At 66.5% G+C, this 13,982-nt stretch carries 13 protein-coding genes; 4 read left to right on the forward strand and 9 right to left on the reverse strand.

Annotation, left to right across the window (positions count from 1 at the left end):
- Window positions 1-152: 152 nt before the first annotated feature.
- From AC3A6J_RS22945 to hppD, 4 genes are all read right to left on the reverse strand, one after another.
- Complete coding sequence (locus AC3A6J_RS22945; protein ID WP_487862310.1) at window positions 153-1,085, reverse strand: MBL fold metallo-hydrolase; 933 nt, start codon at window positions 1,083-1,085, stop codon at window positions 153-155.
- On the reverse strand, window positions 1,086-2,780 hold the full coding sequence (locus AC3A6J_RS22950) for an AMP-binding protein (RefSeq protein WP_487862311.1): 1,695 nt from the start codon (window positions 2,778-2,780) through the stop codon (window positions 1,086-1,088).
- Window positions 2,781-2,909: 129 nt separating this feature from the next.
- Window positions 2,910-3,788: a phenylalanine 4-monooxygenase gene (gene phhA, locus AC3A6J_RS22955; RefSeq protein ID WP_487862312.1), complete on the reverse strand. Its 879-nt coding sequence runs from the start codon at window positions 3,786-3,788 to the stop codon at window positions 2,910-2,912.
- Between the two features lie 48 nt (window positions 3,789-3,836).
- The gene (hppD, locus tag AC3A6J_RS22960; protein ID WP_487862313.1) at window positions 3,837-4,964 is read right to left on the reverse strand and encodes a 4-hydroxyphenylpyruvate dioxygenase; all 1,128 of its coding nucleotides are present in this window, start codon (window positions 4,962-4,964) and stop codon (window positions 3,837-3,839) included.
- Between the two features lie 151 nt (window positions 4,965-5,115).
- Here hppD and AC3A6J_RS22965 point away from each other — a divergent pair, with 151 nt between their 5' ends.
- From AC3A6J_RS22965 to lnt, 4 genes are all read left to right on the forward strand, one after another.
- Window positions 5,116-5,589, forward strand: coding sequence for an Lrp/AsnC family transcriptional regulator (locus tag AC3A6J_RS22965; RefSeq protein WP_487862314.1), 474 nt, complete (start codon window positions 5,116-5,118; stop codon window positions 5,587-5,589).
- A gap of 111 nt (window positions 5,590-5,700) precedes the next feature.
- Window positions 5,701-6,429 (forward strand): GNAT family N-acetyltransferase, encoded by a 729-nt coding sequence (locus AC3A6J_RS22970; RefSeq protein ID WP_487862315.1) that lies wholly within the window; start codon window positions 5,701-5,703, stop codon window positions 6,427-6,429.
- A gap of 122 nt (window positions 6,430-6,551) precedes the next feature.
- A complete protein-coding gene (locus AC3A6J_RS22975; protein ID WP_487862316.1) occupies window positions 6,552-7,430 on the forward strand; it encodes a CorC family transporter in 879 nt (292 codons plus the stop codon).
- A complete protein-coding gene (gene lnt / locus AC3A6J_RS22980; RefSeq protein ID WP_487862317.1) occupies window positions 7,430-8,962 on the forward strand; it encodes an apolipoprotein N-acyltransferase in 1,533 nt (510 codons plus the stop codon). The genes AC3A6J_RS22975 and lnt overlap by 1 nt, the downstream gene beginning before the upstream one ends.
- Window positions 8,963-8,986: 24 nt before the next feature.
- Here the strand turns inward: lnt and AC3A6J_RS22985 are convergent, their stop codons facing one another.
- The 5 genes from AC3A6J_RS22985 to AC3A6J_RS23005 all read right to left on the reverse strand — a co-directional run bounded on the left by AC3A6J_RS22985 (window position 8,987) and on the right by AC3A6J_RS23005 (window position 13,974).
- Window positions 8,987-10,363, reverse strand: a complete 1,377-nt coding sequence (locus tag AC3A6J_RS22985) for an FAD-binding oxidoreductase (protein ID WP_487862318.1) — start codon at window positions 10,361-10,363, stop codon at window positions 8,987-8,989.
- 8 nt (window positions 10,364-10,371) lie between these two features.
- A complete protein-coding gene (locus AC3A6J_RS22990) occupies window positions 10,372-11,190 on the reverse strand; it encodes an ABC transporter permease (RefSeq protein ID WP_487862319.1) in 819 nt (272 codons plus the stop codon).
- Window positions 11,187-12,023: an ABC transporter ATP-binding protein gene (locus tag AC3A6J_RS22995; RefSeq protein WP_487862320.1), complete on the reverse strand. Its 837-nt coding sequence runs from the start codon at window positions 12,021-12,023 to the stop codon at window positions 11,187-11,189. The genes AC3A6J_RS22990 and AC3A6J_RS22995 overlap by 4 nt, the downstream gene beginning before the upstream one ends.
- A gap of 25 nt (window positions 12,024-12,048) precedes the next feature.
- Entirely contained in the window at window positions 12,049-13,035 is a 987-nt protein-coding gene (locus AC3A6J_RS23000) for an ABC transporter substrate-binding protein (protein ID WP_487862321.1), read from the reverse strand.
- A gap of 75 nt (window positions 13,036-13,110) precedes the next feature.
- Window positions 13,111-13,974 carry a creatininase family protein gene (locus AC3A6J_RS23005; protein ID WP_487862322.1) on the reverse strand — a complete coding sequence of 288 codons (864 nt, stop codon included), beginning with the start codon at window positions 13,972-13,974 and terminating at the stop codon, window positions 13,111-13,113.
- Window positions 13,975-13,982 lie beyond the last annotated feature (8 nt).

A 13,982-nucleotide genomic window follows, 5' to 3' on the forward strand; every position in this document is an offset into this window, starting at 1 on the left:
CGGGTTCCCGTGTGAAAGTAGGTCATCGTCAGGCTCTTACAGCCAAGAAAAGCCCAGCCCCGAAAGGGTTGGGCTTTTTCTTTTGTCAGTTTAATAAAGCGCATTGTCTCCGACGGGCGCTTTTCTGTTGACCAAACATCGCTTGGTCTGTATCAGACGTTTCGGATGTATTCGCCGTCCACTGCAGCGGCGCCCGATGCGGCCAATTCCTTCAGAATCTCGCCGGCCAGCGCATCCAATGCCATCGCGGCAAAAAACCGCGATCGGATGCTTTCGAGATAAGGGGTACCGGTGATCCAACCGGCCCACTCCGTCCTGTCGACTGACTGGAGTTCCAGCAGCTTGAACTTCATCAGCACCTTGATGGCGTGTCGCGCGTGTTTGACAGGATCCCGCTGGAAGCCCTCGAGCCGCCGCCTCGCGGCGGCCAGCGCGCCCGCCACCTCCGAGAAGACTGCGCCATGGCCCGGAATGACCTGCTGCGGGCCCAGGCGCTCGATGCTGTCCAGCGTGGCCGCCATATCGTCGAACGACGGTTCGCCGACCAGCTCGGGAAAGGCGACGCCGAAGCCGTTGGCCCAGAGCGCGTCGGCAGAAATCAAGGTTCGTGAAAGCGGCTCGAACAGAATGACCGAATGCGGATCGTGGCCTGGTGCACCGTGCACCTGCCAGGGCGTTCCGCCCAACACGCATTCGGTCCCGGGCCGAAGCAGCCCGGTGAATCCAAAACGTGCGCAGCGCTGGCCGGTTGCCCTGAAGCTCAGGGCCTCTTCGTCCCATGCCGAGACCAGCCCAGCATCGCCGGGCGGGATGTCCGTGAGGAGCGCCGGATAGCGTTTCTGCAGGGCGGCGTTGCCGCCGCAGTGGTCGCTGTGCAGATGGGTATTGAGCACGCGGTCGAGCGGCCTGCCGCCGAGTACGCCTTCCACCAACGCGAGCGTCTGCCCGGCATGCGCCACATAGCCGGTGTCGACCAGCGTGGTCTCGTCCGCGCCGGTGAACAGCACGTTGTTCGACGACAGCCAGCCGCGCTCGAAAACGACGAGGTTCGCCGGCAATCCGGCCGCGGCAGGGTGGTCGCTCATTCAGGCATGCGTGTTGGTTCGAAGCTCGCGTCGAAGGATCTTGCCGACGTTGGTCTTCGGCAGCGCGTCGCGGAATTCGATGTGCTTGGGCCGCTTGTAGCCGGTCAGCTGGCTGTGGCAGTACTGCATGACGGCCTCTTCGGTCAGTGCGGGATCACGGCGGACCACGAAGACCTTGATCGCCTCGCCTTGCCTTTCGTCGGGCACGCCGATCGCCGCGCACTCGATCACGCCAGGACACAGAGAGATGACGTTCTCGAGCTCGTTGGGAAAGACGTTGAAGCCGCTCACCAGGATCATGTCCTTCTTGCGGTCGACGATGCGGGTGTAGCCGTCGTCCTGCATGACGGCGATGTCGCCCGTGCGCATGAACCCGTCCGCAGTGAACGCCGCGGCAGTCTCCTCGGGCTGGTTGTAGTAGCCCCGCATCACGTTCGGTCCCCTGATGCAAAGTTCGCCCGGCGTGCCCGCAGGCAGCGAGTTGCCCTCGTCGTCCTTGATGGCGATCGCTATGCTCGGCAGCGGCAGGCCGATCGTGCCGGTGAACGTGGTGTTCGACACCGGGTTGTTGGTGCCGATGGCGCAAGTCTCGCTCATGCCCCAGCCTTCGATCATCGGGCAGCCGGTGACCTCGAACCAGCGCCGGGCCGTGCCTTCCGACGCTGCCATGCCGCCGGCCTGCGAAACGAAAAGGGTCGAGAAATCGATCGACTTGAACTCCGGATGCATGAGCAGCGCGTTGAACAGCGTGTTCACCGCGGGCAGCATGTGGAAAGGCCGCTTCTTGAGTACCGCGACGAATTTGTCGAAGTCGCGCGGGTTCGGAATCAGCGTCATGTGCGAGCCCTGCCGGATCACCAGCAGGCACAGCGTGAGCGCAAAGATGTGATAGAGCGGCAGCGCCGCAATGCTGTTGACCTTGGCAAGGTCGCCGGCGCGCGCCAGGGCGGGGGTGAACCAGGCCTCCGCCTGCAGGGTGGCGGCAACGATGTTGCGGTGGGTCAGCACCGCGCCCTTCGAAAGGCCCGTGGTTCCGCCGGTGTACTGGAGGAATGCGATCGAGTCGAGCGTGGTCTGGTCGGGCCCGAGCGTGCGTCCGCGCCCCTCTGTGATCGCTTCGGAAAACGGCGTCACGGTGCGCCCGTCGCCGATGGGCAGCTTGAAAGGCGGAACCATCTTCGCCAGATGCCGGACCGCCACTGTGATCCAGGTGCCGTACAGCCCGCCGAGCAGGTCGCCCATCGACGTGATGGCCACATGCCGTATCGGCGTGCGGTCGATCACCTGCTCGAGTGTCGCAGCGAAGTTCTCGAGGATGACGATCGCCGTGGCGCCCGAGTCCTTGAGCTGGTGCTCGAGTTCACGCGCCGTGTAGAGCGGATTCACGTTCACGCAGGTGTAGCCCGCGCGCAGCACGCCGCACATCGTGACGGCGAACTGGGGAATGTTGGGCAGCATGATCGCCACGCGGGCGCCTGGCTCGAGCCCGAGCGACTGCAGCCACGCACCCAACGCCTTCGACAGCGTGTCGAGCTCGCCATACGACATCCAGCGCTCCATGCAGACCGAGAACGGCCGATCGGCGTAGCGGCCGAAGGCCTCGTCGAACATGTGGGGTAGGGACCGGTACGTGTCCGGGTCGATCTCGTGCGGCACGTCGGCCGGATAGTTCTGTCGTTGCGCGGATGTCTGCATGCGAGCTCCTTTGCGCGAATTGTGAGAGCCGCGTAGGCCCGCACGCCAGCGGGCTTGTCCTAGGAGTCTTGCGCCCGCTGTCGCCTGAGCGATAGCGAGCGAAGAAGAAAGAAACCAGAGCCGCCGGGATCAGGCCTTGCCGGTTTCGCCCGGCAGCAGCACCCCGGCGGGAACGTCCGGCTCGACTTCGAGCGCGCGATAAAGCGGCGTGAAGTCCGGCGCCGTGAGCTCGAAGAGCTGCGCGAAGCTCTCGATGACGAAGTAGTTGCTCTGGTAGGTGTCGATCTTGTATTGCGTGCGCATGGTGCGCATCAGGTCAAGCGGCAGCCGATGCGGCTCGCTGCTGCGCACCGCGTGCTGCAGTTCCCCGACCGAGCTCAGGATGCCGGCCCCATAGGCGCGCAGCCCGTCGGTCTGGCGGATCAGGCCGAATTCGACCGTATACCAGTACAGCCGCGCCAGCTTCTCGCCTGCACCGAGTTCGTGCGCCTTGATGCCGCCCTGGCCATAGCGCTGCACGTAGTCGGCGAACACCGGGTCGAACAGCATCGGCACATGGCCGAAGAGGTCGTGGAACACGTCGGGCTCGACGATGTAGTTGAACTCCTCGGGCTTGCGGATCCAGTCGGTCACCGGAAACTTGCGGTTGGCCAGCAGGGTGAAGAACGGCAGCTCCGGGATCAGCCCCGGCACTGCGACGATCTCCCAGCCCGTGGCCTTGTGCAGGCGCTCGTTGATCTCCTCGAAGCGCGGGATCCGGTCTTTCACGCCCAGCAGGGGCAGCGCCTGGATGAACGCATCGCAGGCAAGGCCCGGCAGCTGCGCCGCTTGGCGCTCGTAGAGGCGCTTGTAGGTGTCGTGATCCGCCGCCGTGTAGCTGGCCCAGTCCTGCGGGCAGGTGTAGTCGGCATGAACGGCGCCGCCGCGCGAATAGTCGCCGCGCGGCGGGCGGTCCGAAGCGCCGTAGACGGCCGGCGCCACGACAGCAGCAGTGGCAGGAATTTCCATGGAAGTGCTCTTCTCGGGTTAGGTGGGCCAGCGGTTCATCGCGGCCGCCTACTTTGTGGCGGTCAGCACGCCCCGACGCATCTGGTCGAGCTCGATGCTCTCGAACAGTGCCTTGAAGTTGCCGTTGCCGAAGCCGTCGTCGCCCTTGCGCTGGATGAACTCGAAGAAGATCGGCCCGAGCTGGTTCTCGCTGAAGATCTGCAGCAGCAGCGCATCCTTCTTGCCGTCGATCAGGATCTTGCGCTTGTGCAGCTCGGCCACGTCCTCGCCGTGGTCCGGAATCCGCTTGTCCACCAATTCGTAGTAGGTGTCGATGGTGTCGAGCAGCGTCACGCCCTTTGCGCGCAGCGCATCGACCGTCTCGTAGAGGTTGTCCGAGCCCATCGCGATGTGCTGGATGCCTTCGCCGCGGTACATGTCCAGGTACTCCTGGATCTGGCCGGCCTGTTCCTTGCCTTCTTCGTTGATCGGGATGCGGATCTTGCCGCAGGGGCTGGTCATGGCTTTGCTCTTCACACCAGTGACCTGGCCCTCGATGTCGAAGTACTTGACCTCTCGGAAGTTGAAGAGCTTCTCGTAGAACGCCGCCCAGGTGTTCATGCGGCCGCGGTAGACGTTGTGCGTCAGGTGGTCGATGTAGGTCAGTCCGTTGCCCTTGGGCGCGAGCGCTTCCTGCGAGGACACGCCGGCCAGCGGCTCGAAGTCCACGTCGTAGAAGCCGATGTTGCCGATGTCGCCGGGCTTCGCCCCGTTCTTGCCGGGCCAGCGGTCGACGAGATAGATCAGACTGTCGCCGATGCCCTTGATCGCAGGAATGTTCAGCTCGCCCGGGCCGGCCTTGTCGGCAAAGCCCCAGGCACCGAGCGAGATGGCGCGCTCATAGGCCTGCTTGGCGTCCTGGACGCGGAAGGCGATGGCGCAGACGCTCGGGCCGTGCTCGCGCGCGAAGCGCTGCGCGAACGAATCGGGTTCGGCATTGACGATGAAATTGATCCCGCCCTGGCGGTACAGCAGCACGTTCTTGTGACGGTGCTTGGCCACGGCGGTGAAGCCCATGCGCTCGAACACCTGGCCCATGGCGACCGGGTCCGGCGCCGCGTACTCGATGAATTCGAAACCGTCGGTGCCCATGGGATTCTCCCAGGGGGTGAAGGCGGGGGCGTCGGTGTGGCTCATGGGCAGTCTCCGAAAGAGGAATGTGGGGGCTGAAATGAAAGGTGGCAGCGAAAGGCCAGTCCCCACAATGTAGGCTGGAAGGCGTTCATGATTTCAGCGTTGTCGGGCGCTGAAGCAAGCCGCAGCGCAGGAAACCTGCAAAAATGCGTCCATGGAAGCACTGGACAAGATCGATCGGCTGATTCTGCGCACGCTCCAGGCAGACGGCCGCGCCACCTACGACCAGATCGCGGAGCAGGTCAGCCTCTCGCCGAGCGCGGTGCTGCGGCGAGTCAAGCGTCTCGAAGAAAGCGGGGTGATCGACCGCTACGTCGCACTCGTGCGCCCCGAAGTCGTGGGCCTCGGACTCACGGCCTACCTGAACGTCAGGCTCGAAAAGCACACCGAAAGCCACAAGCGCAATCCTATGGACCTGTTCCGCGCCAGCGTCCAGACCTGGCCCGAGGTGGTCGAATGCGCGGCGCTCACGGGCGAGATGGACTATCTGCTGCGCGTGGTGGTGGCCGACATGGGCCACTACAGCCGTTTCATCATGGACACCCTGCTCAAGCACCCCAGCGTCGAGGACTGCAAGACCAGCTTCGTGCTCGATCGTGTAAAGGCGACCACGGCTGTACCCGTCTAGCCACGGATCGGTGGCGCCAATGCCATGGGCGATCCACAATTGGTTCACAAATGAAGCCGGAAAGTACCCCTGTGGACTTGGAAGTTAAGGGAAAACCCTTATATTCGAAGCATGCTTACCGCCAAGACCCTTCTGCAGGCGTCTCTCGGCCTCGGCTCATTCCTGAAGGCGCCGATGGTTGAGGTGCAACCGCGCGCGACACCCGCGCCCGCCCCCGTCATGGTGCCGATCCGCTCGATCGGCCCACGCGAGCGCGACCGCATCGCGCGCCACCTGCTGGCGCTTTCGCCGCACGATCGCTACCTGCGCTTCGGCTATGCCGCGGGCGACGCCCAGGTCCAGCGCTACGTCGACGGGCTCGATTTCGACCGCGACGAACTCTTCGGCATCTACAACCGCCGGCTCGACCTGATCGCCATGGCGCACCTCGCGTTCGCGCCTGCGGGCCAGCACAGCGACTGTGCCGAGTTCGGCGTCTCGGTGGCGGCGCATGCGCGCGGCCGCGGCTACGGCGCCCGCCTGTTCGAGCGCGCCGTGGTCGTTGCACGCAACGAAGGCGTCGGGATGCTCTTCATCCATGCACTGAGCGAAAACGCCGCGATGCTGAAGATCGCCCGCAACGCCGGTGCGACCGTGGTGCGCAGCGGTTCGGAGTCCGAGGCACATTTGCAACTGCCCGGCGCCACCCTCGACAGCCGCATGAGCGAAATCGCGCTCGAGCACTTCGCCGCGGTCGACTACCACCTCAAGAGCCGCGCCAAACAGTTCTGGGCCTTTCTCGCGAGCCTGCAGGAAGTGCGCAGCGGCATCCGCGATGCGCGCGGCAAGTCGGCCCAGTAGGCTGGTCAGCCGGGCTGCGCCGCAAGCGGCTGCATCCTCCCTTGGCGCCAGGGATTTGACGGGGGTAGAGCCTGTCACACGCAATCCGGTATCCTTGTGCCTCTTCAACTACGCCTCCCGCAGTGGCCGAACCTCACCCTGAACGCGCTCCCGTCGAACGGGAAGACAAGCGCGGATTCCTCCAGAAACTGGCCGAATTCATCCATCCCGGACCCGACTCGCGCGACGAGTTGATCGAGACTCTCGCGGACGCCGAGGACAACGAGGTGATCGGCGCCGAGTCGCGCGTGATGCTCGAAGGCGTGCTGCGCATGGCCGACATGACCGCGGGCGACGTGATGGTGGCCGCGCCGCGCATGGATCTGGTGAACATCGACGCACCCTACGACGCGTTGCTGCACCTCGTCATCGACACCGCGCACTCGCGCTTTCCGGTGTACGAAGGCGAGAAGGAAAACATCATCGGCATCCTGCTCGCGAAGGACCTGCTCAAGCTCCAGCGCGCGCCGGGCCTGAACATCCGCGCGCTGCTGCGCCCCGCCACCTTCGTGCCCGAGAGCAAGGGCCTGAATGACCTGCTGCGCGAGTTCCGCGGCAACCGCAACCACCTTGCGATCGTGATCGACGAGTTCGGCCGCGTGGCCGGCCTCATCACCATCGAAGACGTGCTCGAGCAGATCGTCGGCGAGATCGAGGACGAGTTCGACATTGCCGAGGACGAAGGCGACATCTTCGGCCTGGCCGACCACACCTATCGCGTCTCGGGCGACACGCCGATCGAACGCGTGGGCGAGGCCTTCGGCATCGTCTTCGACGAAGAGCAGCTCGGCGAAGACTTCGACACCATCGGCGGCCTGATCGCACACGAGATGGGCCGCGTGCCCAAGCGCGGCGAGCACCACGCGATCGGCGGCTTCGACTTCGTCGTGCTGCACACCAAGGGCGGCGCGGTGCGCTGGTTCAAGGTGTCGCCGGCCCGCGGCGCCGACGCTTCCGATTGATGCGGCCCGCCGTCGGCCTGCTGCGCGTCTTCGGCTTTGCTTTCGCGGGCCTCGCACAGGCCGCGGCCATCGCCTGGCCCGGCAACGGCCGTCCGCTTTGGTGGCTGCAGCTCGTCTCGCTCGCCGTGCTCGTGGGCCTGCTCGGGTGGCTCCGCGCCGAGGGTGCGGGCTGGCGCCGCGCGGGCCTGCATGGCTGGCTCTTCGCCACCGCCTGGCTCACCGGCACCTTCTGGTGGCTTTTCATCTCGATGCACACCTATGGCGGGCTGCCGGCACCGCTGGCGGCCATCGCGGTGCTGTCGCTCGCGGCGGCGCTCGGGCTCTACTACGCGGTGGCCTGCGCCTGGTTCGTGGTGCGCGGCCCGCGCCGCGCCCTGGCCGGCGCGCTGGTGTTCGCGGCGCTCTGGACCCTGGCCGAACTCGTGCGCGGCAGCTGGTTCACCGGTTTTCCGTGGGGCGCTGGCGGCTATGCTCATGTCGACGGGCCGCTGGCCGCCTGGGCGCCGTGGATCGGTGTCTACGGCATCGGCGCGGTCGCGGCATTCGTGGCCGCGCTCGCGGGCCTGCTGCGGCCCGCGCGCACCAGGGCGGTGTTGGGCGCCGTGCTCGTCGTCGCGGCGGCGCTCGCCGCGCCGCACCTCGTGACCGCGCAGGGCGCCAAGGCATCGAGCGGAACACTGCAGGTCGCGCTGCTGCAGGGCAACATCCCCCAGGACGAAAAGTTCATCCCCGGCGGCGGCATCGACCTCGCGCTGCGCTGGTATGGCGAGCAGCTGCGCGATGCGACGGCCTCGCTGGTCGTCACGCCCGAGACGGCACTGCCGCTGCTGCCGCAGCAGTTGCCCGCCGGCTACCTCGACGCCATCCAGGCGCGCTACAGCCAGGGCGAACAGGCCGCGATCGTCGGCCTGCCGCTCGGCGGGCAGGGCACCTACCGCAATGCCGTGCTCGGGTTTCGGCCTGGTGTGGCCGAGCCCTACAGCTACGGCAAGCACCACCTCGTGCCGTTCGGCGAGTTCATCCCACCGGGCTTCCGCTGGTTCATCGACATGATGAACATACCGCTCGGCGACTTCGCCCGCGGCGGCCTCGCGCAGGCGCCGTTCGCCTGGCAGGGCCAGCGCATCGCGCCGAACATCTGCTACGAAGATTTGTTCGGCGACGAGATCGGCGCCAACTTCAAGAATGAGGCGAGCGCGCCCACGATCCTGCTCAACGTGAGCAACATCGCCTGGTTCGGCAACACCGTGGCCATCGACCAGCATCTGGCGATCTCGCGCATGCGCGCGCTTGAGTTCGCGCGCCCGATGGTGCGCGCCACCAACACCGGCGCCACGGTCGTCATCGACGCCGAAGGCCGCGTCACGCATGCGCTGCCGCGGCTCACGCGCGGCGTGCTCGAGGCGACGGTCGAAGGCCGTACCGGCCTCACGCCGTTCGCACGCTGGGTGGCGCCGTTCGGGCTCTGGCCGCTGTGGGGCCTTGCCTTCGCCGTCGTGGCGATCGCCTTCGCGCTGCGCCGCAAGAACTGAAGCAACGCGAAGCCGACGTGCGGCTCAGGCCGCGAGCGGCTCGGCTTTCTTCACCGGCCAGTCGCGCAGCTTGCCGGGGTTCAGGAGCCCCAGCGGATCGAAGCGCTGCTTCATTGCGATGACCTCGGGCGGTAGCGGGCCGCCCGCCTTGCCGTCCTCGACGATGTTCACATGCGGGTTGTTGATGTGCACCTTGTGCGCGCGGTGGATCTCGATGATCTCGGCAAGCCGCTCCTCGGTGCTGAAGCGCACCAGCTGGAGACCGCTGCAGGTCATGAGCCCCGCCACGTTGCGGATGAACTCGATGTGCATCATGACCTCGCCGCCAAGCAGCTGCTCCATCTCGGTGACCTGCGCCACATGCTGCCCCGGCACGAAGCCGCTCTGCAGGTAGGTCAGCGTGGGGTCGACCTTCAGCGCATGCAGCGTGGTGTGGTTCCAGGTGAACTCCGCCAGTGTGCGGTTGCTCTTCTGCACCTCGGCGGCCGTCCTGCGGTAGCTCACGTTGCCGCCGTGCGCCTCGGCCAGCTGCAGCATCGCGGCCTCGCACGACTCGGCCACCAGCGACAGTACCGTGTGGCAGCCCTTGGGCAGGTGCGCTGCGAGCTGCGCCAGGTGGTCCGCAATCGGTGCGGCGAAGAAGGCGATCTCGCGCTTGACGATGCCCGGCGCGTTCGCGAGCTTGTCGGCGAAGTGCAGCGCGTCGGCAAAGCTGGCGAATGTCACGAGCGTCTCGAGCCACGGATGCGCGGGTGCGAGCGCGATCTCGATTTCAAGCACCAGCCCGTTGGTGCCCCAGAGATGGTGCATGCGCATCGCCTCGGCGCCGCGCAGCTCGACCACCTGCGGCTCGGGCTCGATGGTCATGGCGCGGATGCCGAGCACATTGCCGGGCGCGCCGATCGGCCCGTAGTTGATCGAGCCCACACCGCCGAATCCGCCGCCGAACAGGCCGCCGAGCGTGGCGCTGCGGTAGGTCGAAGGCACGCTGCGCATCTCCTGCCCCGAGGGCCGGGTCTGCTTCTCGAGTTCGCCCAGGCGGATGCCGGCCTGCGCGCGGGCCACGCCGGGCTGCACCCAGAGGAACGCGTTGTAGCCGGTCATGTCGAGCACCACGCCGCCCGCGAGCGGTGTGGTCTGGCCGTAGTTGCCGGTGCCGCTGCCGCGGATCGTGATCGGTATGCCGCGCCGTGCGCAGGCGCCGACCACGGCGCGGATCTCGTCCTCGGTGCGCGGCCGCACGACGGCGTCGGCGCGCTTGTCCTTGAGCTGGCGGTTCAGCACCGGGCTGAACCAGGAGAAGTCCTGCGACAGGCGTGCCACGCGGCTTTCGTCGGTGATCCAGTCGAGGTTCGGCAGCTCGAACAGAAGTTGTTCGATGGCGGAGATGGAAGCGTTCATGGTCAAGGTCAGTCCTGAGAAAGTTCGCTCGCGTGCCACGATCCGAGCGCGAGCTTGGTGAGCCAGGCCATCAGCACGAAGAGCGCGACGCCGGTCAGTGAGATCAGGAGCAGGGCCGCGAACATGCGCGGGATGTTCAGTTGAAAGCCGGCCTGCAGGATCTGGTAGGCCAGCCCGGCGCCCGCGCCGCCGGTGCCGGCCACGAACTCGGCCACCACCGCGCCGATCAGCGCCAGGCCGCTCGAGATGCGCAGCCCGCCGAAGAAATACGGCAGCGCGCTCGGAATGCGCAGCCGCACCAACTGCTGCCAGCGCGTCGCGCGGTTGAGCTTGAAGTAGCTCTGCAGGTCGGGGTCGATGCTGCGCAGCCCGAGCGTGGTGTTGCTGATGATCGGGAACAGCGCCACGAGCGCCGCGCACACGGTCATTGCCGCTACAGGGTTCTTCACCCAGATGATGATCAGCGGCGCCACCGCGACGATCGGTGTCACCTGCAGCAGCACGGCATACGGAAACAGGGCCGTCTCGATGCCCTTGCTCTGCACGAACAGGAACGACACCAGCACACCCGCCACCGTGGCGAGCGCGAACGACAGCAGCGTGATCTTCAGCGTGACCCAGAGCGCACTGCCGAGCGGCGCCCAGTCGGTGACGAGCGTCTGCACCATCAGGATCGGCGAGGGCACCAGGTAGGGCGGCAGCTCCATGGCCACCACCATCCATTGCCACAGCGCGACCAGCACCACGCCGATGAGAAGGGGATAGACAACGCGCTGCACGCGCGGCCGGGCCAGCAGCGGCGGGTTCTTTCGGGCGGTCGTCGTCATCGTGCGTGCTCCTCGTCGGCGCGGCTCGCGCGCAGCAGGCTTTCCTGCAGGCCGCGCGCATGGCGGGCGAATTCGGGTGTCACCATGAAGTCGGGGCTGCGCGGATATGGCTCGTCGATCACGAACTGCTCCACCACCCGGCCGGGCCGCGCAGCCATCATCACCACCCGGGTCGACAGAAACACCGCCTCGTGGATCGAATGCGTCACGAAGACCACCGTGAGCTTCTTCTTGCGCCAGAGATCGAGCAGGTCGGCGTCGAGCTTGTGGCGCGTGATTTCGTCGAGCGCGCCGAAGGGCTCGTCCATCAGCAGCAGGTCGGGCTCGGTGACGAGCCCGCGCGCGATCGACACGCGCATCTGCATCCCGCCCGACAACGCACGCGGCAGCGCGTCGGCGAACTTCTCGAGGCCCACCAGCGCGAGCGAGTCCATCACCCGTGCCTCAGCCTCCCTGCGCGGCACGCCGGCCAGGTCGAGCGGCAGCCGCACGTTGGTCTTCACGCTGGCCCACGGCATCAGTGTGGCCGACTGGAACACGAACGACAGCTTGCGCGGGCAGCTGTGGATTTCCGCCACGGGCTTGCGCCACACCAGCAGCCGCCCGTCGCTTGGCTCGAGCATGCCCGCCACCATCTTGAGCAGCGTGCTCTTGCCGCAGCCCGAAGGGCCGAGCAGCGTGACGAACTCGCCTTCGGCGATCGACAGGTCCACCGGCAGCAGCGCCTGCGTGCCGTTGGGGTAGGTCTTCTCGGCCGAGAGCACTTCGACCGCCGGCACGGTGGGCGCGAGGCCGGCCGGCGGCGCAAGCGTGTGGGGTTCGATGCGGTTCATGCGCGGGCCTCCAGCAGCGTCGGCTTCAAGGCAGGACCTTGGCGTCCTTCACGAACTCGGTCGTGTAGGTCCTGGCGAGTTCGACCTTCGCAGGATCGAGCAGCTTGGCGCTTACGAGGAAGTCGTAGCTCGCCTTGGCGCGTGCATCGGTGATCACGCCGATGCCGAGTTGGCCCGCATCGCCGCCGGTGATCATGCCCATCTCCTTGAGCTTGGCCACGCTGTAGGCGAGCTGGTCGTCGGTCATGTTGGGGTTGTCCTTCTTGATCAGCGCGTTGGCGGGTGCGGGATTGGCGAGGTAGCTCTTCCAGCCTTCGGCCGAGGCCTTGATGAAGGCCGCCACCTGCTTGCTGCGCTCCTTCACTGTCTTCTCCATGCACGAGACCGTGGTTGCATAGGCGGGGAAGCCGTGGTCGCTGAACATCAGCACGGTGCTCTTCACCCCGGCCTTCTGGATCGCATACGGCTCCGAAGTCAGGTAGCCCTGCTGCGCGGTGTTCTTGTCGGCCACGAAGGGCTGGATGTTGAAGGTGTAGGGACGCGTCTGCTCGTCCTTGAGGCCGAAGCGGGCCTTGAGCCAGGGCCAGTAGCCGCGGTTGGCCTGGGCGCCGATCAGGAGCGTCTTGCCTTTCAGGTCCTCGAACTTCTTCACGTCGTCGTGCGCGATCAGCACCTGCGGATCCTTCTGGAAGAAGGCCGCCACGTTGACCACCGGCACGCCGCCTTCGCGCACCTGCATCATCTGGATGTCGCTCGAGCCCATGATGCAGTCGGCCTGGCCCGCGGCCATCATTTGCGTGATGTTGACTTGCGGGCCACCCATCCGGATGGTCACGTCGAGCCCGTGCTTCTTGTAGATGCCTTCGGCCACCGCCTGGTAGAAGCCGCCGTGCTCGGCCTGCGCGTACCAGTTGGTCATGTAGGTGAACTTGTCTTCGGCGTGCGCGGGAGCGGCTGCAGCGAGGAAGACGATGGCGGCGGCGCCGGCCAGGGAGCGTGCGAAGGAGCGCATGGGAGTCGACCTTTCGAGAGTGCGTGAGGTTGGGAAGAGAGAGAGCTACGGAAATGCCGGATGCAAGAAGCAGGCTCAGGCCGGCGCGAAATGCTGCTGGACGAAGCCCTGCTGGTGACCGCGCTCCCAGGTGGCTTCCTCGCGCACCAGCCAGCGCAGCGCATGCAGTTCGGTCAGCGCCTGCACCCAGCTGTCGGAGAGCGTCTCGAGGATCTGCTCGCCCTGTTCGCGGGTGGCGGTGGTCGGGTCGCCGATCACGCCGCTCGGGCCGAAGTCGCGCGCGGTCCAGGCGCAGGCCGGCCGGCCGTCGGGCGACAGCAGCTTGATCGGGAACGGAGGCGGAAAGTTGGCCACGGCGCGCGCCATGTGCACCGTGTCGGGTGCGAGCGCGAGCATCAATGCGGTCTCCGAATGGCCTGCGTGCATCGCGAGCTTCTTCTCCTGCTCGCTCACCTGCTGGCTGGCCGCGCTCGGCAGCCGCGAGACGCCGTGCGGCACCACCACGAAGTCGCCATGGCGCAGCCGCAGCTCGCGCGCCGCCATCTCGAGCACCTGCGGCTGGCCGCCGTGCCCATTGGCGAAAAGCAGCTTGCGAAAGCCCGAGCGGTACACCGATTCGCCGATCTCGATCACGGTCGACAGCAGCGTGGTGCCGGTCAGCGTCATGGTGCCCGGAAAGTGCAGGTGCTCTTCCGACTTGCCGTAGGTGATGGTCGGCAGCGCGAAGGCGCGCACCTCCGCGGGCAGCTTCTCGAGCGCCTTGCCCATCACGCCCGAGCAGATCACGCTGTCGACCGAGCACGGCAGGTGCGGGCCGTGCTGTTCGATTGCGCCGCAGGGCAGCACGATGACGGTGTTCTCGCGGTCCGGCAGGGCCGCGATCTCGGTCCAGCTGAGGTAAGGCAGGAAGCGGTGGGGTGGAATGTAGCCGTGGAGCATGGGCGCCT

The sequence above is a fragment of the Variovorax sp. Soil_C_39 genome, from assembly GCF_057656815.1.